This is a genomic window from Citrobacter sp. C13 (assembly GCF_014596815.2).
Taxonomy (GTDB): Bacteria; Pseudomonadota; Gammaproteobacteria; order Enterobacterales; family Enterobacteriaceae; genus Citrobacter; species Citrobacter portucalensis.
This window is the reverse complement of sequence record NZ_CP115024.1, coordinates 1,611,093-1,636,917: the sequence shown is the minus strand read 5'-3', so window position 1 is coordinate 1,636,917 and position 25,825 is coordinate 1,611,093. Positions and strand designations below refer to the sequence as shown.

Genomic DNA, 25,825 nt, shown 5'->3' with positions numbered 1-25,825 from the left:
TAAAATCCGTTGTGCCAGAGCGCCTTGCCCGGCCTACACATCTAATTCTCGTTACTGCACGCTTATCCGTAACGCAGCGGCTGTGGCAAACGGGCTTAACGTGGCGCTGCCGACCAGCAACGCACCCAGGATTGCCATGTACCCTTCAACCGGTAAGTGCATAGAAGCCGCATCCATCGCGGCGGTTGCAAAAATCAGTAAGGGTATGGTGAGCGGGAGCACCAGCACGCTTAACAACACGCCGCCGCGCTTTAAGCCCACCGTCAACCCCACACCCGGCGCACCGAGGAAGCCCAGCGTCGGCGTGCCGAGTAACAACGTCAGCGCCATAATTTTCCAGCCGTACATATCCATGCCCAGCAGCAGCGCCACCAACGGCGAGAGGATCAACAGCGGCAGGCCGGTCACGACCCAGTGCGCCATCACTTTCGCCAGCACCACGGCCGGTAGCGGTAACGGCAGCAGCATCAGTTGCTCAAGGCTGCCGTCCTGCAGGTCATCACGAAACAGGCGTTCCAGCGCCAGCAATGATGCCAGCAGCGCCGCAACCCAAATGATGCCCGGCGCAATGCGCGCCAGTAGCTGCGGCTCCGGCCCAATGCTCAGGGGGAACAGCGTAATAACAATCAGGAAGAACCATAAAGGATTGGCGATTTCCGCACTATGACGAAACGCAACTCGCAGTTCTAAACGGAAGATTCGCCACATCATTGCGTTACCCTCTCGCTGGTCAGCGCAATACGTCGCACTTTATCGGTTTCGACATTGAGCGGTTGGTGGGTGGTGAGAATAACAATACCACCCTGCTCTGTATGCTGCGCCATACGCTGAGTCAGTCGTTCAACGCCGTTCACATCAATGGCGGTAAAGGGTTCATCGAGGATCCACAGCCGGGCGCGGGTCAGCCACAAACGGGCCAGCGCCACACGCCGCTGTTGTCCGGCGGAGAGCTGGTTCACCGGGATATCTTCATATCCGGCAAGTCCCGCCTGCGCCAGCGCAGCCAGACACTGTGCAATGTCGCCGTCATGATGGAAGAAACGCAGGTTCTCCAACGCCGAAAGCCGGGTTTTTATCCCCGGCTGATGTCCGATCCACAGCAGTTGCTGATGGTAGTTGTCCCGCACGTGATGCAGCGGCTGCTCTTGCCAGCAAACCTCCCCTGCATCGGGACGCGCCAGCCCGGTAAGCAACCGCAGCAGAGTAGTTTTCCCTGCGCCGTTGCTGCCGGTAATTTGTACCCATTCCCCTGCGTTGACGCGAAATGACAGATTGCTGAACAGTATTCTGTCATCCCGCTCGCAAAGTAATTCTCTGGCTTCAAGCATACCTGGTTATCTACATCCTGTTAAAAGCCCGGTTTGACTTCGCGCATATCAGGCAGTTTGTGCGCTATCCCTTTATGACAGTCAATACAGGTTTGCCCGTCTTTCACGGCCTGGTCGTGCATTTTGGCCGCAACGCCTTTCTGGGCGGTTAAATCCATAAACTCGAAGTTGTGACAGTTTCGGCACTCTTGCGAATTATTATCTTTCATACGCCGCCACTCATTTTGCGCCATCGTCAGACGATGATCTTCAAATTTCTGCGGTGTATCTATCAGCCCCAGTGCTTTCGCGTACAGCTCTTTACTGGCCTTGATCTTACGAATCATTTTCGGGCCCCACTCATGCGGGACGTGGCAATCAGGGCAAGTCGCTCGCACACCACTGCGGTTGTTGTAGTGTACGGTTTCCATGTATTCCTGGTATACCGTATTGCGCATTTCGTGACAGCTAATGCAGAACTCTTCTGTATTGGCCTTTTCCATACCGGTATTAAAGCCGCCCCAGAAAATAATGCCGCCCACAAAGCCGATTAACAACAGCGTGCCGAGCGCCAGACGGCTGGGGCGACGCCACCATTGCCAGACGCGCTTAATCCAGCCTGGTTTACGGTTAGAATTTTCCATAATGACCTCTTATTTCCCGTAACCTTTCGAGGGGGTGAAGGTATTTTCAACAATCGGCGCGGCGTCAGCCTGCGGAACGTGACATTGCAGGCAGAAATAACGACGCGGCGCAACTTCAGCCAATACCTTACCGTCGCTGTCCATAAAGTGCGTCGGACTGATGCGCGGCGCACCGGTAGTGCGATAGCTTTCCACACCGTGGCATTGCAGGCAGCGGTTAGTGTTAGTCGTCACCTGATACCCTTCAACGCTATGCGGAACCATCGGCGGCTGATTCACATAGTTCAGCGGCATGCGCTCTTGCTCTTTCGGCATGCGAATCGCCCCTTCCTGTGTTCCTGAGACTTCCGGTGACTGGCTCAGATCCACTCCATTTGCAGCCCAAACGGCCCCACTGACGACCAGGGCAAGCAGGGCCGTCCATTGACACAGCGTCTTAATCAGGTCATGGCTTTTCATGATTTCGCTCCCGAACTCCATCGTGTTGTTATTGTAAAAACATCCTCAGAACAGACATCCACACAGCGACCACAGGCCATGCAATCGCGGCTGGTTACCTGCACCGGACTTTGCTCATCCAGCACCGGCGCACGTAGCACATGCGGTTCCGGGCAAACATGAAAACAATCCATACAGCGGTTACATCTGTTACGTTCTTTTGCCGAAACGGTTAATGCCCCTTTGCTTCCCACCACGCTATACAGCGCACCCAGTGGGCAAAGATGCCCGCACCAGCCATGCTCAACGACCAGTAAATCAAATAAAAACAGCGCGAGGATCAGCAGCGCTCCGCTACCGAATCCCATTACCAGGCTCCGTCCAAGCAGAGAGACTGGATTTATCCACTCCCACAGCAGCGTACCGGTCAGGGCGGAACCGACCAGGATAACCACCAGCAGGACGTACCGTATATGGCGCGGCAGGGTTGCGGACTGATTCAGGTCAAACCTTCTGCGCAACCAACTGGCTATATCGGTAACCGGGTTCATGGGACAAACCCAACTGCAAAACAGTCGCTTACCGGCCAGGGCATACAGCACCGTGATGATAGCCGCCCCCGTTAACGCCACCGTCGCCGGCAGATGCCCGCTGGCCAGGCTTTGCAGAGTAATCAGCGGATCGGTGAACGGGATAGCGTCCAGCAACAGGCTGCTACTGTAGTTGCCATGCAGGATCCACACGCCAAGCCATGGGCCGCTGAGGAACATCGCCAGTATCAGAAATTGACTCAAACGACGCAGCAGCAGCCAGCGATGACTCTTCCACCATCCTTTTTTTGCCTGCGCTTCACGCCCGGCATCACGTTTACGATTTGCCATTGTTCCCCTCCAGCCAACCGAAGCGGTAATGGTGTCCTAACTCCCCTTTCGCCAACGACAGCGGCAGCACTTTTATTGCTGGCTGTTCCAGTACGCAGACTTTTTCGCATTTCCCACAGCCGGTACAGGCATCGCTGTGCACGGTCGGAATAAACCGCGCATGCTTGCCGGTACGCATATTGCGGTCCAGCTCCAGGGTGATCGCCTCATCGATTTTCGGGCACTCGCGATAGCAAACGTCGCAGCGTAATCCCTGATAGTTGAGGCAGTTTTCGTGATCCAGCAGTACCGCCAGCCCCATACGCGAATCGTCAATGGATTCAATTTCCCTGTCCAACGCGCCGCTCGGGCAGACTTTGGCACACGGAATGTCCTCACACATTTCGCAGGGAATATCACGGGCGACAAAATATGGCGTACCGGCCGCCAGCCCGGAGGCCAACGTTGCCAGTTTCAGCGTGTCATACGGACACGCCTGAACGCACTGACCGCAACGTACGCAGGCGCTGGCGAATGCCTCCTCGCTCAGTGCACCTGGCGGGCGCAACCGCACGCCGGTTGCGCGTGCGGTTTGTTGTTGCAACCCCAGCGCCACGCCAACGACGGCCAGCCCGCCCGCTGCGCGAACCATATCGCGCAGAAAGCGGCGGCGGCCATTTTGGGGTTTTGCTGACCGGGACATAACGCGTTACACCTTCGCCAGTTTCACGGCGCACTTCTTGAAATCCGTCTCTTTGGAGAGCGGATCCGTCGCATCCAGCGTCAGGTTGTTCACCAGCTGTGCGGCGTCGAAGAACGGCATGTACACCAGCCCCTGCGGCGGACGGTTACGACCGCGTGTTTCAACAATCGAAATCACTTCGCCACGACGGGAAATCACTTTGACCTTATCGCCACGGCGCAGATCGCGAGCTTTTGCATCCAGCGGGTGGATAAACAGCACGGCTTCCGGGAAAGCACGGTGCAGTTCAGGCACACGACGCGTCATACTGCCGGTATGCCAGTGTTCCAGCACACGTCCGGTAGACAGCCACAGGTCATATTCTTTATCCGGCGCTTCAGCAGCAGGTTCAAATGGCAGCGCGAAGATAACCGCTTTGCCGTCCGGTTTACCGTAGAACTTGTAGCTTTCACCTGCTTTCACGTAAGGATCATTGCCTTCGCTGTAGCGCCACTGGGTTTCTTTGCCCTCAACGACCGGCCAGCGTAAACCGCGCGCTTTGTGGTAATCGTCAAATGGCGCAAGGTCATGCCCGTGACCGCGACCAAACCAGGCGTACTCTTCGAACAAGCCTTTTTGCAGATAGAAGCCCAGCTCGCGGGATTCATCGTTCAGTTGATCTTCAGCCAGTTCAGTCACTGGGAATTTCGTTACTGCTGGCGTGGCAAACAGCACGTCATACAGCGTTTTGCCACGCAGTTCCGGTTTTTGTGCCAGCAGCTCTTCCGGCCACACTTCTTCTGTTTTGAAGCGACGAGAAAATTGCACCAGTTGCCACAAATCCGATTTCGATTCGCCCGGCGCTTTAATTTGCTGACGCCAGAACTGCGTACGGCGTTCCGCGTTCCCGTAGGCGCCTTCTTTCTCTACCCACATCGCGGTCGGCAGGATCAGGTCAGCCGACAGGGCGCTGATCGTCGGGTACGGATCGGAGACGATGATGAAGTTGCGCGGATCGCGCCAGCCCGGCATACGTTCTTCGTTGATGTTCGGACCAGCTTGCATGTTGTTGGTACACATCGCCCAGTAGACATTGAGCTTGCCATCTTTCAGCGCGCGGTCTTGCGCCACGGCGTGCAGACCAACTTTTGCCGGAATGGTCCCTGACGGAATGTTCCAGTGCTTCTCGCAAATATCGCGGTGTTTTTCGTTCGTCACCACCATGTCCGCAGGCAGACGGTGGGAGAATGTACCGACTTCACGCGCAGTGCCGCACGCGGAAGGCTGGCCGGTCAGAGAGAACGGGCCGCAGCCTGGCTGGGAGATTTTGCCAGTCAGCAGGTGCAGGTTATAGACCAGGTTGTTGGCCCACACGCCGCGGGTGTGCTGGTTAAAGCCCATCGTCCAGTAGGAGATAACTTTTTTCTTCGGATCGGCATACAGCTGCGCCAGCTGTTCCAGCTGATCTTTCGGTACGCCGGTCATTTCGGCCGTTTTATCCAGCGTGTACTCAGCAACGAAGGCTTTGTAATCCTCAAAACTCATCGGTTCAGAGGCATCGGATCCCGGGTTTTTCGCCGCTTTTTCCAGCGGATGGGTTGGACGCAGACCGTAGCCGATGTCCGTCACGCCTTTACGCAGGTTAACGTGCTTGCTAAAGAAATCCTGGTTAATCGCATTGTTTTGAATGATGTAGTTCGCGATGTAGTTGAGGATCACCAGATCGGTTTGCGGTGTGAAGACCATACCGTTATCCGCCAGCTCAAAGCTGCGGTGCTGGAAGGTGGAGAGAACCGCGACGTTAACATTAGGATCGGACAGACGACGGTTGGTGATGCGCGACCACAGGATCGGGTGCATCTCCGCCATATTCGCGCCCCACAGGACGAAGGCGTCAGCGTGCTCGATATCGTCATAGCAGCCCATCGGCTCATCCATACCAAAGGTACGCATAAAGCCGACTACCGCTGAGGCCATGCAGTGACGTGCGTTCGGGTCGATGTTATTGGAACGGAAACCCGCTTTAAACAATTTGGCAGCGGCATAACCTTCCCAAATCGTCCACTGGCCAGAGCCGAACATACCGATAGACTCTGGGCCTTTCTCTTTCATCGATGTTTTGAATTTCTCTTCCATCACGTCAAAGGCCTGGTCCCAGCTAATCGGGGTGAACTCGCCTTCTTTGTGATACTTGCCGTCTTTCATGCGCAGCATCGGCTGCGTTAAACGGTCTTTTCCGTACATGATTTTCGGCAGGAAGTAACCTTTGATGCAGTTAAGCCCACGGTTAACCGGCGCATCCGGATCGCCCTGGCATGCCACAACACGCCCTTGCTGCGTTCCGACCAATACGCCACAGCCCGTCCCGCAAAAACGGCACGGGGCTTTGTCCCATTTGATGGCTTCTTGCTGACCGACTACCGCGCGGGCAACGCCCGGCACGCTTAACCCGGCAGCCGCCGCAGCGGCCGCAACGGCGTTAGCTTTCATAAAGCTACGACGACTGAGTTTCATGGTGTTTCCTCACCTTGCTCATCCTGCTGGTGATAAACCAGCGACACCGCCAGCACGCCCGCAACGTTGCGCACTGACTCAATTGTTTTCATTAGCGTTTCACTTTGCTCAGCTTCAACCACCACAATCAGCTGACCGCTTTCCACATCGCTGAGTGCAACTTCGCAACCGGGAAAGGAACGCAACTGCGTGGCGATATCGTTGATATGCTGGCTTTTGGCCTGAACGACCAGGCTGCAGACCTGCCAGTTATTGTCCATGGTTGTACTCCGCGTTAATGGCTGATACCGGGCAGATAGCGACACAGGCGCCACATCCGTTACAGTCTTGATTGTCGAGCTGCGGCTGATAAATGCCGGAAAGCGTGGGGCGAAAGGTTATTGCCATGGGCTCACAGCTATCCTGACAGCGGTGACATTCAACGGACTGATGTGCGAGACAGTTTTCCCCAATCGTAAAATTCAGATCCCATGCCCTGGTGTGGCGCGGAAGAAAAAGTGATTCGGGACAGGCTTCTGCGCAGGCATAGCAAAAGCTGCACTCGCCGTGTTTGAAATTTACGCTCGGGTAACCACCCTGGCCTCGCTGCAGGATGTCGGTTTCGCACGCCTGGATGCAGACGTCACAACGGAGGCAATGAGCCAGAAAGTGAGAGTCTTCCTTGCTCCACGGCGGACGGATCCCTGCGCTGGCGTTTCGCCAACTGCCTGTCAACATGCCTCGACGGGATAAATCAACCATGACATTGTCCTTCCATAATGACGCCCTCCCTCGGCGGGTTGAACGACATAAAAAACTGCACTATTTATGAGTAGTTATTTTTAGCCGTAAGATATTTCAGGATGTGTTAGAGGTGCATACCCCAATTGGGGTAAATGCTGTTGCCGGATCAAAAGAGTGTTGAGTTGGCGGGAAAAAATGCGCTTTTGCTCACATTTCAATGAGTTATATAACAATGTATATAACGATTTATTTAAAAAGACAAAGATCTCAATATTAGGATAATTCCTGGAATATATCGCTACCTTGATAGTAAACCTCTATCTAATACACTTTAAATATAAGTAAATCCAGATTAATAGATTATCCAAATATGTTAACCTGCTACAGACTCGTTCATAAGACAGAAGAAAGGAAACACTGTGAACAATAAGATGAAGACAATTGTCCCTGCCGTACTTTTCGCCGCCTTTGCCAGCACCTCTGCATGGGCTGCCAGTAACGAAACCGCCGCTCAGCCGCTGGAAAAAGTCGCCCCTTATCCTAAGGCGGAAAAGGGTATGAAGCGCCAGGTTATCCAGCTTACCCCTGAGAAAGATGAATCTACTCTGAAAGTAGAACTGCTGATCGGACAAACGCTGGAAGTTGACTGTAACCAACACCGCCTGGGCGGAGAACTGGACAGCAAAACGCTGGAAGGTTGGGGATATGACTACTATGTCTTTGACAAAGTTACGTCTCCGGTTTCAACCATGATGGCCTGCCCGGACGGTAAGAAAGAGAAGAAATTCATTACTGCGCATCTGGGTGATGACGGTATGCTGCGTTATAACAGCAAGTTGCCGATTGTGGTCTATACCCCGGAAAACGTGGACGTTAAATACCGTATCTGGAAAGCGGAAGACAAAATTCAGGACGCAGTCGCGCGCTAAGTGAGAATGTGCCGGATGGCGGCATACCGCCTTATCCGGCCTACAGACGCATGAACCATGCCGGATAAGCGCAGCAGCGCCATCCGGCATTTTATTTTACAGCGCGATATCCGCGACGGCTTTCTGTTCAGGCTGCGGTTGTGCCTGAGGTTTCAGCTGTGGTTTCGGCGCTTCATCAGCAACCTGCGGCTTGTCATATTTCAGACCCAGAACCTCACTGGTGTACTGCAGCTCTTGTTCCGTAGCCTCAACGTTACCGTTCAGCTTAGTACCATAAGACGGAATAATGGTTTTCAGCTTCGCCTGCCACTCTGGGCTGGCTACTTTATCTTTAAACACTTTTTCCATCAGATGCAGCATGATCGGTGCCGCGGTTGATGCGCCCGGAGAAGCTCCCAGCAGCGCAGCAATCGTGCCTTCTTTATCGCTAACGACTTCAGTGCCCAGACGCAGCACACCGCCCTTCTCCGCATCGCTTTTGATGATCTGCACACGCTGGCCCGCCTGCCATAAACGCCAGTCTTCTTTTTTCGCCTGCGGATAGTACTCTTGCAGCGCAGCAAAACGGTCGTCGTCGCTGAGCATCACCTGGCTCACCAGATATTTCACCAGATCGAAGTTATCCAGACCCACGTTGACCATCGGCATAAAGTTTGAGGTGGTGGTCGAGCTGAGCAGATCCCACAATGAACCGTTTTTCAGGAACTTGGTGGAGAATGTCGCGAATGGCCCAAACAGCACAACGCGCTTGCCATCAAGGATACGGGTATCGATATGCGGTACAGACATCGGCGGCGCGCCAACGGAGGCCTGGCCGTACACTTTTGCCAGGTGGCGATTGACCACATCCGGGTTTTCTGCAACCAGGAATTGCCCGCCAACCGGGAATCCAGCATAGCCTTTCGCTTCCGGAATATCGGTTTCCTGCAACAGCTTCAGCGCAGCGCCACCGGCACCGATAAAGACAAACTTCGCCTTGATATCATGTTCCGCTTCGTTATTTTTCAGATCGGCGACCGTGACAGTCCAGCTATTGTCGGCATTACGCTTAAAGCCACGTACTTCGGTGCTCAACTGCAGTGCAAAGTTGGGCTTTATCTGCAATGAGGTAATCAGTTGGCGGGTGATTTCGCCGTAGTTCACGTCAGTACCAATCTCGGTACGCGTTGCTGCGACTTTCTGCTGCGGATCGCGACCTTCCATGACCAGCGGCGCCCACTCTTTAATCTGCGCATGGTCTTCGGAATAGCGCATACCACGGAATAGCGTGCTCTGCTGCAGTGCGGTGTAACGGGCACGCAGGAAGTTCACGTTCTCGTCACCCCAGACAAAACTCATGTGCGGAACGGTGGTGATAAACGAGCGTGGTTCATGCATTACGCCATTATTGACCTGATAGGCCCAAAACTGGCGGGAAATCTGGAAGGCTTCGTTAATTTCGACTGCCTTTTCAATGCTGATGCTACCGTCGGCCTTTTTAGGCGTGTAGTTCAGCTCCATCAGTGCGGAGTGTCCCGTTCCGGCGTTATTCCAGCCGTTTGAGCTTTCCTGCGCTACACCATCCAGTCGCTCAACCATGGTCATTGACCATTGCGGCTCCAGCTCCTGTAAATAGGTTCCCAGCGTGGCGCTCATGATGCCGCCGCCAATCAACAGTACATCCGTTTCCTGCTCTTCCGCCGCTTTCGCTTTTGCCGCCATTGAGACAACGTTCAGCCCTACAGCCATGGTGAAGAGCATGGCAGTCACTTTTTTCATAATGTTAATGCCTTACTTTTAGTATCGCTTTTTTGCTTTTAATGCAGGTGAAAATCGAGCGGCATCAACGGTAACACTTAAGTAAAAATAATTAAATATTGTTTATAAATTATATTTAATTTTTAAAAATGTTATTAATACGTTGATAGTTTATACGGTTATTGACAATCATTTCTGGAAACCAGTCCATCAGACGGGTACTATGCTGCGCTTTGCTATTCACCGCACGGATGCCTGTCGGTCTGCTGTATCAGGCCATTTTTGACCTGAGTGTAACTATGTCTGCAACTCAACATTCTTCTGCCGCAGTCGCTGAACACGCGACCCGTGCCGTGCTCCGCCAACCCCGTCTGCTGGTTCGCGAAACGCTGGCCGGTGTGGTAACCGCCCTGGCGCTGATCCCGGAAGTGATCTCGTTTTCCGTGATCGCAGGCGTTGATCCTAAAGTCAGTCTGGTAGCCTCCGTCGTACTGTGCCTGGCGATGTCTTTTTTAGGCGGTCGTCCAGCAATGGTTACCGCCGCTGCAGGATCGGTCGCGCTGGTGATTGGTCCGATGGTGCATCAACACGGCGTGCAATACATCCTGCCTGCAGTGGTGCTGGCCGGGATGATTCAGATCCTGTTTGGTGTATTGGGAATGGCACGTCTGATGCGATTCATCCCTACGGCCGTGATGACCGGCTTTGTTAACGCGCTGGGTATATTGATTTTCTTTGCCCAGGTCCCGCATTTCTGGGGCAAAAGCCCGCTCATCTGGGGGCTGTTTGTCCTGACGCTGCTGATTGTGCTGTGGGTTCCGCGGTTTATTAAAGCAATTCCCGCACCGCTTATCGCCATCGTGCTGCTAACCGTGTTCACTGTCACCAGCGGGCAACTGTTACCGACCGTCGGTGATGAAGGTTCAATGAGCGGCGGCCTGCCGGGTTTCACCGAGTTGTTGGTTCCGCTCAACCTGCAAACGCTGGCGATTATCTGGCCCTGCGCGCTGAGTATCGCTTTTGTTGGTTTGATGGAGTCGCTGTTAACCGCCCGTCTGGTGGATGACCTGACGATGACGCCGTCGAATAAGAATCGCGAGAGTGCCGGGCTGGGGATAGCCAATATTCTGGCCGGATTTTATGGCGGCATCGCCGGGTGCGCGATGATTGGTCAAACCATCGTTAACGTCGAGATGGGCAAAGGACGCAGCCGCGTCTCGACGGTTGCCGCCGGACTGGTATTGCTCCTGTTAGTCACTGGGTTAAGCGAAGTGATGGCAGAAATCCCCATGTCGGTGCTGGCAGGTATTATGGTGATTGTGGCGGTAAAAACCTTCAGTTGGCACAGCATCCAGCCCGCTACGCTGAGGAATCTCCCCGTCACTGAAACGCTGGTGATGCTGGTGACCGTCGCTGCCACGGTCTCAACCGGCAACCTGGCGATTGGCGTGGTTGCCGGGGTGATGACGATGCTCATTCTGCCGCGTATCGTCAGACGCAAACGGGCGACTACATCAGAAACAGCGTTGCCAGACCGAGAAAAATAAAGAAACCACCAGTATCAGTGATAGCGGTTATCATGACGCTCGAGCCGACCGCCGGGTCGCGCCCGAGCTTCACCATCGTCATCGGAATGATAACCCCCATCAACGCCGCCATCAGCAGATTGAGCATCATCGCCAGGGTCATCACACCGCCGAGCGCCATATCATCATACAGCCACCAGGTAATGCCCCCCATAATCCCGCCCCACACGAGGCCGTTGATTAACGCCACGCCCATCTCGCGCAGGATGAGAAACGTCAGGTTCCCCGGCTGAATATTTTGCAGCGCCAGCGCGCGGACGATCATAGTGATAGTTTGATTCCCGGTATTGCCGCCGATACCCGCCACAATCGGCATCAACGAGGCCAGCGCCACCAGTTGCGAAATCGTATGTTCAAAGCCGTCGATCACCCGCGAGGCGATAAAGGCGGTACAGAGGTTAACGGCCAACCACGCCCAGCGGGTTTTTACCGCTTTGGTAACAGGCGCAAACACGTCCTCTTCAGCACTTAAGCCCCCCATTCGACGCAGATCGGTGTCGGTTTCTTCATAAACCACATCAACGATCTCATCAATGGTTAAGCGGCCCATCAGTTTACCGGAAGGGTCAACCACCGCGGCACTGACAAGGTTGTCGCGTTCGAAGGTACGCGCAGCGTTTTCGGCGATATCTTCAGGAGAAAAGGTGAGCGGGTCATTTTCCATCACCTCGTTGACTTTTCGCTGCACATCATTGAGCAAAATGCAGGTTAGCGTCAGTTCGCCAACCAGCACTTTATTGCGATCGGTCACGAAAAGTTTATCGGTGTTCTCCGGCATTTTCCCCAGCCGCCGCAGGTAGCGTTGCACCACTTCCAGCGTCACGTCCGGACGCACGGTGATGACTTCGAACTCCATGATCGCGCCGACGCTATTCTTCTCATAGTGCAGCACCTGGCGGACGCGCGTCCTCTCCTCTGCCGGTAACGTCGCCAGCAGACGACCGGTAAGGTTACGAGGCAAATGTTGAACAAGGTAAATCTGTTCATCAATATCGAGGTATTGCAGCGCATCCAGCAGCTCGCGGTCGCTCATCTCATCGATCAGGTCGTCCCAGACGTTTTCAGACGCCTCAAGCAAGACGTTACCGCGCTTTTCATTTTCGACCAGTCGCCACAGGGCGTGGCGCTCTTCTGAGGGCAAAGCTTCGAGGGTATCGGCCAGGTCAGGCGGTGGCAGGTGAGCCACCAGCGCCCCTACCTCAGCAATATCGTCGGCTAACGTACCGACGTCATATTGCTCAGCCAGGGTAAGCTTGCCCAACAGCGTTGAAATAATGGCTTTATCAGTGGTCAGCAGCCAGATGAGGCGCGCACGCTCTTCATCACGCAGTCTGGCGCTGTTTTTGTTTATTACGGACATTAATCATAAATCCATGATATGAAATATCATTAATCATGATGCCGATTTATGTAAATAACAATAAACAGTGCCGCCGGGTGGCTAAAAAACCGGCGGCACGAAGGTTCAGGCTGTGCGAGCCACCGCGTCGCGCGAGGCGGCGTCACGTTCATCGCCCAACAGTTCACTCAACTGTCCGTTACGCATTTCCAGCAGACGATCGGCGTGAATAAAATAGTGATCGTCGTGGCTGATGGCGAAAATGGTTTTCCCCATTTCCTGCATCAAAGGCAATAGCACCTGATAGAACTCCCGGCGGAAATGGGGATCCTGATCGGCAGCCCATTCATCCAGCAGAATGATGTCGCGCTCCTCCGCCAGGGCCAGCAGCAGCGCCACGCGTTTCTTCTGCCCTTTCGACAGCTTCAGATTGAGGATACGACCATCACTCAGCTCCAGCTTATGACCCATCTTCAGATGTTCCAGCCACTTCGCGACCAGCTGCGGATTAGCCTCTTTACCTTCCGGCCCCAGCAGTTTGTCGAACAGCCAGACGTCGGTAAACACGGCAGAGAATAGCTTGCGGTAGTCTTCCGGTTTTTCAACGGCAACGGCCTTACCATCAAGCAATATTTCGCCTGACTGCGGCTGGTATAGACCGGTCAGTAACATCGCCAGCGTAGATTTCCCGCTACCGTTGCCGCCAATCAAGAAGATCAGTTCACCGCGATGAATCGTCAGATTCACCGGCCCTACGGAAAACGCATTATCCTGATAGTGGAAAACCACGTTGCGCAGCTCCAGCGTTTGCCAGTTGGGAAACGCGGTTGGGCGTGGGAATTCGGCCTTAAAAGGTGCCAGTGCGAATTTATTCAGTTTGTTGAACGCCACCTGCGCGGTAAGCAGCGTCGGCAGCGCGCCAACGGCAGAGAGCAGCGGCGTTCGCAGGAATAACAGCGTCAGAGAATAGGTCGCTGCCACGGCGGTATCAGCCCATCCCAGACTGTTAGCCATCCAGAACACCAGGCCAATGGCACCCAGCATCATAATGTTCGACCAGTTAACCGCGCTCAGGTGGAAGGTATCGGCACGGATAATATGGTGGCGATACTCTTTGGCATCCGGGACGTACATCTGATTAAAGATATGCTCGGCGCGCTCGCGGTTAAGCGTCAGCTCTTTGCGCCCTTCCAGCACCGTCTGATAATCGTTGTACAACTTGTCTTCAGTTTCGCGCAAGGTGGCCATGTGTTTATACACCCGCGCCACCAGCACAAATCCGCCCCAGATGGTGATTGCCATCCAGATTGCCGTTACCAGCAGCATTTTGGTCGACAGCATCGCCAGATACGCCGCCGATCCGATGGTCAGGATAATCCCCTGTACCAGTTCAGGCAGACGAACAAAGGCGATGGTGATGTTGCGGATATCACTGGTTAAACCGGCCAGCAACGAGGCGCTGCCAAGCTGTTCAATACGCTCGACGTGAGTATCCAGAATTCGTTTGATAAATTCGCTACGCAGGCGGTAGACAAAGTGGTGACCCAGCGTGGTCAACGCCAGCTGAGAACCGAGGGTGACAACCATCAACAACAGCAGCAGGCCAAGAAACTCCGGTAGCACCATCAGCGTGGTGTCGACCGTTTCGATCAAGCGCTGGTTGATAAACGCAATCAGCCCAATCCCCAACGCGGCGCTGGCGAGGCTGAGCGCCATCACGCTGATAAATGGCCAGCGATACTGCCGCCAGACAAGAAGTAAAAGTTCCATGCACACAACCCGGACAAGTAATAACTGCCCGCAGTTTAAACATCTCTTCGCTGACAGCAATAATAATTCTTATTTTTATTCTTTTTTACCCGCCAGACGAAACGTCAGGTTGTAACGACAGTCTCCGGTTAATGGGTGATACCCTGTTTTAAGCGGCTGGATCCCATGATAAAACAGCCGCGAATTACCGCCCCACACCACGACATCGCCGTGTTCCAGCAGTAAACGCTTTAAAGGGTCATTACGGCGCAAGCCGCCAAATTGAAAGATGGCTGGTAGCCCCAGCGATACAGAGACAATCGGCGCCCGCAGGTCGGGCTCGTCTTTATCCTGATGTAAGGACAGCTTTGCCCCTGGCGTGTAGCGGTTAATCAGGCAGGCATCGGGTTGAAAATCAGCATAGCCCGCCGCCGTCGCCGCCTGTTGGCACAGATCAGCGAACGCATCCGGCAGCGGCGGCCAGTGCGTGCCGGTGAGTGGATCAAACGGAGAATAAAGATAGCCATGCTGATCCGTCGTCCAGCCCAGATGGCCGCAGTTGGTCATCGCCACCGACATTGTATAGCCGCCGGGCGTCACCATCTGGCGAAACGGCGACTGTCTGGCGACAGCCGCTATCGCCTGCAGTAAAGAGGGCGCAGAGTCAAAAGCGAAACGTCGCAGAATAACCGCACCTGAAGCCAGCGGCTCCTGCCAGGGTTTAGCATCCGCAAAGAGATCGAGCATTATGTTTCCTCGCCAGTAGTTTCCCGTTGCAGTAACTGCGCCTTGCGCGCAATACCCCATCGGTAGCCCGAAAGTGCGCCATCGCCACGGATCACCCGGTGACACGGAATAACAATCGCCAGTTTGTTGGCCCCACAGGCACTGGCCACCGCGCGCACCGCCTTCGGTTTGCCGATGGCACTGGCCAGCTGTTGGTAGCTCACTGTTTCGCCGCACGGAATTGTGCGCAGCGCCTGCCACACCTGCTGCTGAAATGCGGTGCCCCGGATATCCAGGGGTAGCGATAGCGACGCGTCACGCGAATTGATCGCGACGATCACTTCGCGCACGCGCTGCTGAAAATTGGCCTCTGCAGGAACATCCTGCGCGGCGGGAAACAGCGCATGAAGATCCGCAACCAACGTAGCGTCATCATCGCCAAGCAAGATCGCGCAGATACCCCGCTCGCTTTCCGCCACCAGACAACGGCCCAGAGCGCAATCTGCGAGGGTATAGCGTACAGAAACGTTGTCGCCACCTTTACGAAATTGCTTTGCCGTCATGCCTAATGCTTGATCGGCTTTGCGGTAGTAGCTGCTGCTGTCGGGGAATCCGGCATTGAGAATCGCCTGTGTAACCGGAACACCTTTCGCCAGGGCATCACGCAGACGGCGAGCACGCCATGATTGTTGCCACACTTTCGGGGTCATGCCCGTCGTGGCTTTGAACAGACGATGCAAGTGATACGGGCTCATTGCCACCTGCTGTGCCAGCTCGTCCAACGTAAGAGGTGACTCTTGCTCCAACAACTGACAGGCGCGGGCAATTTTATCCAGCCGATGCTGTTGCGCGCTGTCTTTATCCGGCTGGCAGCGCTTACAGGGGCGAAACCCGGCATCCTGTGCCTGCTGGGCATCGGCGAAAAAACGGACATTTTTGCGCAGCGCATGTTTTGCCCGACAGGACGGACGGCAGAAAATACCGGTAGTCTGGACGGCAAAAACAAACTGACCATCGGCGTCAACGTCGCGATCCACAACGGACTGCCAACGGTCATCGTCAGTGATGCGTAAACGATTTTTCATTTCGGACTCCTTTGTTAAGCATAGCGCTTAGCCTCAGTGTGTCCCCATCGTCGGGCATAAAAACCCGCAATCTTGCTTTTTAATTATTTTCGCTGACCAGAAAGCTATTAAACTGCGGCGACATCCAGGTTTTAAACCCCTCACCCTCTTTCACAATCATATAGACCGCCAGCCCTTCACGACGCACGACTTCTTTGGCCTTTTCCGGGCCGAGCACCATCAATCCTGTATCCCAGCCATCGGCTTCCAGCGCCGTTGGCGCAATCACCGTTACGGATACCAGATTATGTTCGATCGGGCGACCGGTTTGCGGGTCGATAACATGGGAAAGGCGCTTACCGTCCAGCTCATAATAGTTCCGGTAGCTGCCGGAGGTGCTAATGCCATGCCCATTAATGTCGACAATCGCCTGCACCGCGTTTTCACGATCGGTGGGTTTCTGGATTGCCACTCGCCACGGATGCCCTTCAGCATTCATTCCCCTGCTGTTCAGCGCACCACCAACGGAAACCAGATAACGGGCGATCCCCTCTTGCTCCATCAATCGAGCCAGATGATCGGCGGCGTACCCTTCGCCAACGGTTGAGAGATCAACATACAGATCCGGCAAGTCTTTTTGCAGGTAGTTCTGATGCGCTTCATTCACGACTTTCAGATGAGAAAGCCCGGTTTGCGCTTTTGCAGCGTCAATTTGCCCCTGGGTGGGAATATGCAACGGCTGCTGATCCGGGCCAAAGCCCCACAGGTTGACTAACGGCCCCACGGTGATATCCATGGCCCCATCGGTTTTTGCACCAATGCGTAGCGCCGAAGTCACGATATCCGCCATAGCGTCATTAACCGGCCACGGCGACAGACTTTTCGACAGGTTAAAGCGCATTAACGCAGAATCGTTTTTATAGGTGGAGAGCAGTTGATCATCGGCATCAAGCTGAGTCTGGATCTTGGCCTGCAGTTCCCTGGCGCGTTTGGCATCTACGCCTACCACACTGACCCGCCAGAAAGTGCCCATCGTTTTACCTTCCAGAACCGTGGCAGGAATTGTGGTCTGAGCAGGTTTCGGGGCCTCATCGCACCCGACAAAAAAGATCGTCACAGCCAGCAGTGCTGCGCGATAAAAATTCATTTCCATACGTAATTATCCTCATGCGAACGGGCGCAAGAGTACACCAAAAATCATTGTTTGTACGGCGAAAAAACGGCATTAAAAAAGGCCCCGCAGGGCCTTTTAACGACATGAGCGCAGATTAGAACTGGTAAACCAGACCCAGCGCTACGATGTCATCGGTAGCAATGCCAGCATCACGGGTGAAGTTGTTGTCATCCAGCAGGTTGATTTTGTAATCAACATAGGTAGACATATTTTTGTTGAAGTAGTAGGTTGCGCCAACATCAACATATTTCACGATATCCTGGTCACCGTAGTTGGTGAAACCATTGCTGATGTCTTTACCTTTTGACTGCAGGTAAGCGACGGATGGACGCAGACCGAAATCGAACTGGTACTGTGCCACAACTTCAAAATTCTGTGCTTTATCCGCGAAGCCATATGCAGCAATCGGGTTGCTACCATTAGAGGTACCGAAACGGGTTGCGTTATAGGACTGGGAGTACTGTGCTGCCAGGTAAACGTTGTTAGCATCGTATTTCAGACCACCGGTATAAACCGTTGCACGGTCACCGCTACCGTACACGCCAACAGCATTCTGATCAGCAGTACGTTTAGACGTCGTGATAGCACCACCGACACCAAAGCCAGCGCCGATATCATAGGTCACAGATCCGCCATAACCGTCGCCATTCTGGGTCAGCAGGCTACGACCACCTACGTTTTCACCGCTTACGCTGCCGTTTTTACCCTGGTACTGCAGGGCAAAGTTCAGGCCATCAACCAATCCGAAGAAGTCAGTGTTACGGTAGGTCGCATAACCGTTACCACGCTGCTGCATGAAGTTATCAGCACCGTAGGTGTCGCCGCCGAACTCCGGCAGAACGTCGGTCCAGGACGTTACATCATATGTCACGCCATAGTTACGACCGTAGTCGAAAGAACCTGCATCAGCGAATTTAAGACCCGCGAATGCCACACGCGTCCAGGCGTCGTTGCTCGCTTCACTCTGGTTACCCTGAATCTGGTATTCCCACTGGCCGTAACCGGTCAGTTGGTCGTTAACCTGAGTTTCACCTTTGAAGCCGATACGCATGTAAGTCTTGTCACCATCATCACCTTTGTTGTCGGAGAAATAGTGCAGACCGTCGACTTTACCGTACAGATCTAATTTGTTGCCGTCTTTGTTATAAATTTCAGCCGCATTCGCTGCGCCTGCTACCAGCAGTGCTGGTACCAGGAGGGACAGTACTTTAACTTTCATGTTATTAACCCTCTGTTATATGCCTTTATTGCTTTTTTATGCCACTGCATACTGATTAAGGTCATTAACCAGTCGGCAACTTCATTCTCCGCAAAAACACAGAATAATCCAACACGAATATGATACTAAAACTTTTAAGGTGTTTCATTTATCGGTATAGATGTTTCAAAATATTAATATGAGGGAACTTTTTTAAAATCAAAAAACAGACAAAATAAGCACAAATAATCAAGAATCATTTTAATGATCTTTAAAATCAATGCATTACACAAAAAAATCTTATAGCACTGAATGACAAAACAAAATCTTCACTCGCAACTAAAATAGACCCGCTATCATCATTAACTTTATTTATTACCGTCATTCATTTATGAATGTCTGTTTACCCCTATTTCAGCCGAATGCTCTGCGTTCGGTTTTTTTTACCCTTCTTTACACAAAACTTACCTTTCCGTGCTACCGATGCAAAACTATAACGACTATTAACTATCTCGGGCGTCACGATCAGATATAAGTTTGATAAATAATTTCTTGTTATTTAATGCTAAATGTATACATTCCGTACGAATATTTGTACCCGCCTTTATCTTCTGTACACCTTTGCATCGTAATGGCTGCAACAAAATCAGGCGCAAAGAATGCAGGCCAGGCGGCGTGGTGTAAGTGTGGTAATTCATACATTACCCTTTATACTGCCCTTTCATCTTTCGCGTCGTTTAACAGGTCATAAACACGAATGAGTCAGTCTGACACAACGGTTTCCACCCGATTCTCCCTGTTACCAGGAAGTATTACCCGTTTCTTCTTATTACTGATCGTTGTGCTGTTGGTGATGATGGGTGTTATGGTCCAGAGCGCCGTCAACACCTGGTTAAAAGATAAGAGCTATCAGATTGTTGATATTACCCATGCCATTCATAAAAGGGTCGATACCTGGCGATACGTGACCTGGCAAATCTATGACAATATTGCCGCCTCAACCAGTTCGCCGGGTGCAGAAGGGCTGCAGGAAACACGTCTGAAACAAGACGTCTATTATCTTGAGAAGCCGCGCAGAAAGACTGAGGCGCTGATTTTCGGCTCGCATGACAGTTCTACATTGGAAATGACCCAGCGCATTTCAACGTATCTGGACACGTTGTGGGGCGCGGAGAATGTCCCATGGTCAATGTATTACCTGAATGGCCAGGACAACAGCCTGATCCTAATCTCAACGTTACCGCTGAAAGATCTGACCTCTGGTTTTAAAGAATCGACGATTGGGAATATTGTCGATTCCCGGCGCGCTGAGATGCTGCAACAGGCTAATGCGCTAGATGAACGTGAAAGCTTCTCTTCACTGCGCCGTCTGGCCTGGCAGAACGGCCATTACTTCACGCTACGCACGACCTTTAATCAGCCAGGACATCTGGCAACGGTTGTCGCCTTTGACCTGCCGATTAATGACTTGATCCCGCCCGGTATGCCGCTGGACAGTTTCCATCTGGAACCTGATGCCACCTCAACGACCGAGCACCTGAATGAAAAAGAGTCGCCTGACAGCGTCAGCATTAATTTCAACAACAGTAAAATTGAGATCTCTTCGGCGCTAAACTCAACGGATATGCGGCTGGTGTGGCAGGTTCCGTTTGGCTCATTGCTACTCGACACATTGCAAAGCATTCTGCTACCGCTTTTGCTGAACATTGCGTTACTGGCTCTGGCGCTGTTTGGCTATACCACCTTTCGCCACCTCCCTGCCCGTTCCACCCAGGTGGCGCCAAATCTTGCGGCAAATAATGAGTTGCGTGTTCTGCGCGCAATCAATGAAGAGATTGTTTCCCTTTTGCCGCTGGGATTACTGGTACACGATCAGGAAGCAAACCGCACGGTTATCAGCAATAAAATTGCCGACCACCTGCTGCCGCATTTAAATCTGCAAAATATTACCAATATGGCAGAGCAGCATCAGGGAGTGATTCAGGCCACCATCAATAATGAACTGTATGAAATCAGACTGTTTCGCAGCCAGATCTCCCCGAGAACGCAGATCTTTATCATTCGTGACCAGGACCGCGAGGTGCTGGTCAATAAGAAGCTGAAACAAGCGCAGCGGCTGTATGAGAAAAACCAGCAGGCCCGAGCGGCCTTTATGCAGAATATTGGCAGCGCGCTGAAAGACCCCGCGAAAACGCTGGCTGCTAATGCCGCCGCGCTCAATACACCAGACAGCCAGAAACTGGCCAATCAGGCCGACGTTCTGGTGCGGATGGTGGACGAAATCCAGCTAGCCAACCTGCTGGAGAACGATGCCTGGAAAGGTGAATCCACACTGTTTTCCGTGCAGGCATTAATTGACGACGTGGTTCCGGAAGTTCTGCCGGCCATTAAGCGTAAAGGGCTGCAGCTACTGATTAAAAATCACCTAAGCGCCCATGACGAACGCCGTGGCGATCGCGATGCCTTGCGCCGTATTTTGCTGCTGTTGATCCAATATGCGGTAACCACCACGCAGATAGGTAAAATCACGCTGGAAGTCGACCAGGATGAGTCGGAGGCCGAACGCCTGACCTTCCGCATTCTGGATACCGGGGAAGGCGTCACATTAAATGAAGTTGATAATCTCCATTTCCCATTCATTAATGACACGCAGGGCGATCGGTATGGCAAAGCCAACCCGCTGACGTTCTGGCTGTGCGATCAGTTAGCCCGCAAGCTTGGCGGACACCTGAATATTAAAGCACGGGAAGAACTTGGAACACGTTACATCGTCCATGTTAAAATGCCGCTGCACGATCAACATGCTGATAGTGAAGAGCGCCTGTTGGATGACGTCTGCGTAATGGTTGATGTCACCTCAAATGACGTACGGAGCATTGTATTACGTCAACTGGAAAACTGGGGAGCAACCTGCATCACGCCCGATGAACGGTTGAATAGTCAAGAATATGATCTCTTTTTAACAGATAATCCGTCTAATCTTACTGCCTCGGGCTTGCTTTTAAGCGATGATGAGTCTGGCGTACGGAAAATTGGCCCCGGTCAGCTGCGCGTCAACTTTAATATGAGCAATGCTATGCAGGAAGCTGTCCTTGAGCTGATTGAAGAGCAGCTGGCACAAGAAGAGTTCCAGGAACTCCCCCTCGGCGGAGATGAAAACGCCGAACTTCATGCCAGTGGTTACTACGCACTCTTTGTAGACACAGTACCGGATGATGTTAAGAGGTTGTATACTGAGGCGGCTATCAGCGATTTCGCTGCATTAGCCCAAACGGCCCATCGCCTGAAAGGCGTGTTTGCCATGCTTAATCTGGTACCCGGCAAGCAGTTATGTGAAGCGCTGGAACATCTTATTCAAGAGAAAGATGCTCCAGGTATAGAAAAATACATCAGCGACATTGACGTTTACGTCAAGAGCTTGCTGTAGCAAGGTAGCCCAATACATGAACACTATGAACGTAATTATTGCCGATGACCACCCGATTGTACTGTTCGGTATTCGTAAATCACTTGAGCAAATCGAGTGGGTAAATGTTGTCGGCGAATTTGAAGACTCCACTGCACTGATCAACAATTTGCCTAAGTTGGATGCGCATGTGTTGATTACCGACCTCTCCATGCCGGGAGATAAATACGGTGATGGGATCACGTTAATTAAATATATCAAGCGTCATTTCCCGAGCCTGTCGATTATCGTTCTGACCATGAACAACAATCCGGCTATCCTGAGCGCGGTACTGGATCTCGATATTGAAGGGATCGTACTGAAGCAAGGTGCGCCAACCGACCTGCCAAAAGCGCTGGCCGCGCTGCAGAAAGGTAAGAAATTTACCCCGGAAAGCGTGTCTCGTCTGCTGGAGAAAATCAGCGCCAGCGGCTATGGCGACAAACGTCTGTCACCGAAAGAGAGTGAAGTTCTGCGCTTGTTTGCCGAAGGTTTCCTGGTTACTGAGATCGCCAAAAAGCTCAACCGCAGCATTAAAACCATCAGTAGCCAGAAAAAATCGGCAATGATGAAGCTCGGTGTGGAAAACGATATCGCACTGCTGAATTACCTCTCCTCCGTGACGCTGAGTCCGTCAGACAAAGAATAATTCTTTATCACGTCAAAATGCCTGATGGCGCTGCGTTTATCAGGCCTACGAACACACAGCATCGTGCACGTTTCGTAGGCCGGATAAGACTAACGCCGCCATCCGGCTCTTTTATTCCCTATCCCCGCGTTTTTCTCACTCTTTCCGCATAGACCGCCAGCGTTTGCTTCAATACGTCTAAGGTCACCGGCTTGGACAGACAGCTATCCATACCTGATTCCAGACAACGCTGCTTCTCTTCGGCAAGCGCGTTTGCCGTTACCCCCACAACAGGCAGCGTTAACCCTAGCTGGCGGATACGCTGCGTCAGGCGATAACCATCCATATTTGGCATGTTGACGTCACTCAGCACAATGTCGATATGGTTTTTGCTGAGTACATTGAGCGCATCCACACCGTCATTCGCCGTTTTACACTGATATCCCAACGATCCCAGCTGATCGGCCAGTAAGCGCCGGTTGATAGGGTGATCGTCAACAACCAGGATCATCATGTCATCGTTCGTCGCACCGGCTTTATCCGGGGCTGGCAGCGCCGTGGAGAGATCTTCACTCCCCAACTCTACACTGTATATATGCGCCAACAGCGCAGGCAGTTCGTGCGGTGACGCCACGCTGTGTACCCATTCTCCAGGCTCTCTTTCCAGCGGAATGCCAATATGGCGGCGGCAGAAAATCACCGCAGCCCGTCCCTGCCACGCCTGTTCCAGCACATCGTCAGCCACCAGCAGGTCATCCGCATCGGGCTGTTGTCCCTCATATCGCAGCACCGTCATCCCGTTACGCGTCAGGCTGGATTCGAGAAATTGGTACAGTGACGCATTGCGTACTGCCAGCCAGCAACGCGTACCGGCCAATCCTTCAACACCCTTTTTCAGCGGATACTGTGCGCCATACAGCGGAATACGTAGCGTAAACTGACTCCCCATTCCCGGCTCGGAATCGACGGAAATATCCCCATCCATCATGCTGATCAGTTTTTCACAAATCGCCAAACCGAGTCCCGTTCCCTGGAAATTACGCTGTACGCCAGTCCCCACCTGGAAGAAAGGATCGAACAACCGAACCACCTCTTTGGCAGGGATCCCTACACCGGTATCACGCACTCGAATGCTCAGGTAGTCGCCGCTGCACTGCACGTGCAGCACAATACAACCGGTATCGGTAAACTTGATTGCGTTACTCAGCAGATTAGAAATCACCTGTTGTAAACGCATCGGATCGCCATTCAGCGCCACAGGCACATCCGGGTCGATAAAGCAGTACAACCCCAACTGCTTGCGGACCACCAGCGGCAAATAGTTAGCCGTAATATGGTTCATGACTTCACGCGGTGAAAACTCTCGCGGCTCAATCTTCAGCTGTTCAGATTCAATTTTTGAGAAGTCGAGAATATCGCTGATAATTTTCAGCAGCAGACTGGAAGAGTTATTCATCGCCGTTACCAGACGATCCACCCCACTCGGTAACTCTTTGGTTTGCAACAAATCAAGGTTACCGATAATGCCATATAGAGGTGTACGTAGCTCATGGCTCACCGTCGCAAGGAACATCGATTTGGACTGGCTGGCCTGTTCCGCCGCCTGCGCCATCTCCTGCAACGACTCTTCCATTTTAACGCGCGCACTGACATCAACCAGGACACAAATTGCCACGTTTTCATTGCGATAGCGCGAGTGCACAAAGCTGATTTGCAGATTGGTATTGTTGCTGGTCAGCACATCAACAAAATTGACCTGTTGGCCGCAAATAATTTGCGTTAACCGCTGACGGTCTTCATGCGTCAGCATGTTCAGATAGGTGTGCGCCAGTTCGTTACTCAGGATGTTAATGCCATCCATCGTGCGCAGAATACAAATACCCACCGGCGCAGAAGCTACGATTTTACGGTTAAACTGCTCATGTTCTTCCAGACGCTGAGCATCGCTTTCCGCTGGAATAAAAATGCGCCGTTCATACATGCGCGTGAGCATAAACAATGCCGCCCCGACCAGCACGTTCAACAAGATAGCGTTCAGGATCATCATGCGGATCCGCTCCAGCACCAGATCGACCGGTACGGAGTACACGATGCTCAGGGAGGACGGAGGCAGATTCTTCTTCAATACCAGCTCGCGGAAACCCGGTGTGTAACCAAACCAGGAGCGTTCCTGCATCCAGTGGGGCTCAGCCTTAATATTCCCTTCAGGGCCAGTGAGAGAAATTAGCGCATGCCCATTTTCGTCGAGGATGGTCACGCCCATCGGTAAACTGCCCGGCGTGAAGAAATTCTCCATGCGAATTGGCTGCTCTACGCCCAACAGTGCCTGGAGGCGATTGGCGAGGTAAACCGGCGTCAGCGCATAGAAATACCCTACTCCCGGACGTGGCCCCTGGCTGATCCAGAACAAGTTGTTGCCATTTTCGTCTTGGGTAGCATTACGATACTTAATAATGCGCTCATGCAGCGCCTTCAGGGCCTCGTCACGTTCAACGGGCATATCACGCAAACCGAAATTGGCCATACAGAGGTTGTCGCTGCCGATCAGGAACACTCGATTTAAATCATAGGCGGCGGAAAAGTTGTCGCGCCAGTAGCGCATAAACCATGCCAGTGATTCCAGAGAACCTCGCCAGGCGTTGCCCATGACAGAACAGTCGGAGTCGGCAAACAACGGCTCAAAATTAGGCACGACGGTTTTATCATCTCGCGCCCGCAGCGACATCACACCGTTTTCCGCCGTTAAGCGATTCTCGGCAATATATTTCAGCTCTTTAATGACATCAGATGTGCGCTGAATGTAGCGCTGGGCCTGATCGGAGCTGAGATTAAGCTCCTGATGGATCTCAGACTCTCGCTGGTGCAGCGCATTCACAATGTAGAACACGGAAGCAAACGCAATCAGACACCAGATAACGAGCGCCAACGCTCTAAACAGGTAGCGTGAGACTTTTAGGGTTGAATGAACGGAAGCAAGGTATTTCAAAGGGGCGAAGCTCCGCCTCAGGGCATTAATAGAGTGTGGTTAAGGTAGCGGTAAATGTCTTTTGTCGCAATGCCATTAAAAAAAGGGCCGGATTTC

At 52.8% G+C, this 25,825-nt stretch carries 20 protein-coding genes and 1 pseudogene; 4 read left to right on the top strand and 17 right to left on the bottom strand.

Translation table 11 applies throughout. The annotated features are described in order from the left end of the window. Window positions 1–51: 51 nt before the first annotated feature. Genes ccmB through napF form a run of 9 tightly spaced genes read right to left on the bottom strand, consistent with a single transcriptional unit; the run spans window position 52 to window position 7,186 of the window. Window positions 52–711 (bottom strand): heme exporter protein CcmB, encoded by a 660-nt coding sequence (gene ccmB / locus IB222_RS07670; RefSeq protein WP_003027542.1) that lies wholly within the window; start codon window positions 709–711, stop codon window positions 52–54. Continuing rightward, on the bottom strand, window positions 708–1,328 hold the full coding sequence (gene ccmA / locus IB222_RS07665; protein ID WP_003834625.1) for a cytochrome c biogenesis heme-transporting ATPase CcmA: 621 nt from the start codon (window positions 1,326–1,328) through the stop codon (window positions 708–710). The genes ccmB and ccmA overlap by 4 nt, the downstream gene beginning before the upstream one ends. A 20-nt stretch (window positions 1,329–1,348) precedes the next feature. Next, window positions 1,349–1,951 carry a cytochrome c-type protein NapC gene (gene napC, locus IB222_RS07660; RefSeq protein ID WP_003027548.1) on the bottom strand — a complete coding sequence of 201 codons (603 nt, stop codon included), beginning with the start codon at window positions 1,949–1,951 and terminating at the stop codon, window positions 1,349–1,351. Between the two features lie 9 nt (window positions 1,952–1,960). After that, entirely contained in the window at window positions 1,961–2,410 is a 450-nt protein-coding gene (gene napB, locus IB222_RS07655) for a nitrate reductase cytochrome c-type subunit (protein WP_003834627.1), read from the bottom strand. Beyond that, window positions 2,407–3,270: a quinol dehydrogenase ferredoxin subunit NapH gene (napH, locus tag IB222_RS07650; RefSeq protein ID WP_148361724.1), complete on the bottom strand. Its 864-nt coding sequence runs from the start codon at window positions 3,268–3,270 to the stop codon at window positions 2,407–2,409. Before napH ends, napB begins: the two co-directional genes overlap by 4 nt. Next, window positions 3,257–3,952: a ferredoxin-type protein NapG gene (napG, locus tag IB222_RS07645; RefSeq protein WP_003834629.1), complete on the bottom strand. Its 696-nt coding sequence runs from the start codon at window positions 3,950–3,952 to the stop codon at window positions 3,257–3,259. The genes napH and napG overlap by 14 nt, the downstream gene beginning before the upstream one ends. 6 nt (window positions 3,953–3,958) lie before the next feature. Next, window positions 3,959–6,445 (bottom strand): nitrate reductase catalytic subunit NapA, encoded by a 2,487-nt coding sequence (gene napA / locus IB222_RS07640; protein ID WP_008785300.1) that lies wholly within the window; start codon window positions 6,443–6,445, stop codon window positions 3,959–3,961. After that, window positions 6,442–6,705, bottom strand: coding sequence for a chaperone NapD (gene napD / locus IB222_RS07635; protein ID WP_003027560.1), 264 nt, complete (start codon window positions 6,703–6,705; stop codon window positions 6,442–6,444). Before napD ends, napA begins: the two co-directional genes overlap by 4 nt. Further along, on the bottom strand, window positions 6,695–7,186 hold the full coding sequence (napF, locus tag IB222_RS07630; protein WP_003834634.1) for a ferredoxin-type protein NapF: 492 nt from the start codon (window positions 7,184–7,186) through the stop codon (window positions 6,695–6,697). Before napF ends, napD begins: the two co-directional genes overlap by 11 nt. Window positions 7,187–7,599: 413 nt before the next feature. Between napF and eco the strand changes: the two genes are divergently transcribed. After that, a complete protein-coding gene (gene eco, locus IB222_RS07625; RefSeq protein WP_032934607.1) occupies window positions 7,600–8,097 on the top strand; it encodes a serine protease inhibitor ecotin in 498 nt (165 codons plus the stop codon). A 96-nt stretch (window positions 8,098–8,193) separates the two neighbouring features. On the opposite strand, the gene mqo is transcribed toward eco, so the two are convergent. Beyond that, window positions 8,194–9,855: a malate dehydrogenase (quinone) gene (gene mqo, locus IB222_RS07620; protein WP_149384770.1), complete on the bottom strand. Its 1,662-nt coding sequence runs from the start codon at window positions 9,853–9,855 to the stop codon at window positions 8,194–8,196. A 278-nt stretch (window positions 9,856–10,133) separates the two neighbouring features. On the opposite strand from mqo, the gene IB222_RS07615 reads away from it, so the two are divergent. After that, on the top strand, window positions 10,134–11,381 hold the full coding sequence (locus IB222_RS07615) for a SulP family inorganic anion transporter (RefSeq protein ID WP_148361722.1): 1,248 nt from the start codon (window positions 10,134–10,136) through the stop codon (window positions 11,379–11,381). On the opposite strand, the gene mgtE is transcribed toward IB222_RS07615, so the two are convergent. The 6 genes and pseudogenes from mgtE to IB222_RS07585 all read right to left on the bottom strand — a co-directional run bounded on the left by mgtE (window position 11,344) and on the right by IB222_RS07585 (window position 18,691). Continuing rightward, window positions 11,344–12,780, bottom strand: a complete 1,437-nt coding sequence (mgtE, locus tag IB222_RS07610; protein WP_148361721.1) for a magnesium transporter — start codon at window positions 12,778–12,780, stop codon at window positions 11,344–11,346. The genes IB222_RS07615 and mgtE overlap by 38 nt on opposite strands. Window positions 12,781–12,885: 105 nt before the next feature. Continuing rightward, window positions 12,886–14,529: a multidrug ABC transporter permease/ATP-binding protein gene (locus IB222_RS07605; protein ID WP_003834645.1), complete on the bottom strand. Its 1,644-nt coding sequence runs from the start codon at window positions 14,527–14,529 to the stop codon at window positions 12,886–12,888. A 35-nt stretch (window positions 14,530–14,564) separates the two neighbouring features. After that, window positions 14,565–15,255 (bottom strand): annotated as a pseudogene (gene alkB / locus IB222_RS07600) (DNA oxidative demethylase AlkB). Next, complete coding sequence (gene ada / locus IB222_RS07595) at window positions 15,255–16,319, bottom strand: bifunctional DNA-binding transcriptional regulator/O6-methylguanine-DNA methyltransferase Ada (RefSeq protein ID WP_063940546.1); 1,065 nt, start codon at window positions 16,317–16,319, stop codon at window positions 15,255–15,257. The pseudogene alkB and the gene ada overlap by 1 nt, the downstream one beginning before the upstream one ends. Window positions 16,320–16,398: 79 nt before the next feature. After that, complete coding sequence (apbE, locus tag IB222_RS07590) at window positions 16,399–17,451, bottom strand: FAD:protein FMN transferase ApbE (protein ID WP_148361720.1); 1,053 nt, start codon at window positions 17,449–17,451, stop codon at window positions 16,399–16,401. A 115-nt stretch (window positions 17,452–17,566) separates the two neighbouring features. Further along, a complete protein-coding gene (locus IB222_RS07585; RefSeq protein WP_149384769.1) occupies window positions 17,567–18,691 on the bottom strand; it encodes a porin OmpC in 1,125 nt (374 codons plus the stop codon). 736 nt (window positions 18,692–19,427) lie between these two features. On the opposite strand from IB222_RS07585, the gene rcsD reads away from it, so the two are divergent. Together rcsD and rcsB are read left to right on the top strand one after the other, a co-directional pair. After that, entirely contained in the window at window positions 19,428–22,097 is a 2,670-nt protein-coding gene (rcsD, locus tag IB222_RS07580; protein ID WP_148361718.1) for a phosphotransferase RcsD, read from the top strand. Window positions 22,098–22,113: 16 nt separating this feature from the next. Further along, window positions 22,114–22,764: a response regulator transcription factor RcsB gene (gene rcsB, locus IB222_RS07575; RefSeq protein ID WP_003027592.1), complete on the top strand. Its 651-nt coding sequence runs from the start codon at window positions 22,114–22,116 to the stop codon at window positions 22,762–22,764. Between the two features lie 118 nt (window positions 22,765–22,882). On the opposite strand, the gene rcsC is transcribed toward rcsB, so the two are convergent. Further along, entirely contained in the window at window positions 22,883–25,729 is a 2,847-nt protein-coding gene (gene rcsC, locus IB222_RS07570) for a two-component system sensor histidine kinase RcsC (RefSeq protein WP_008785313.1), read from the bottom strand. Window positions 25,730–25,825 lie beyond the last annotated feature (96 nt).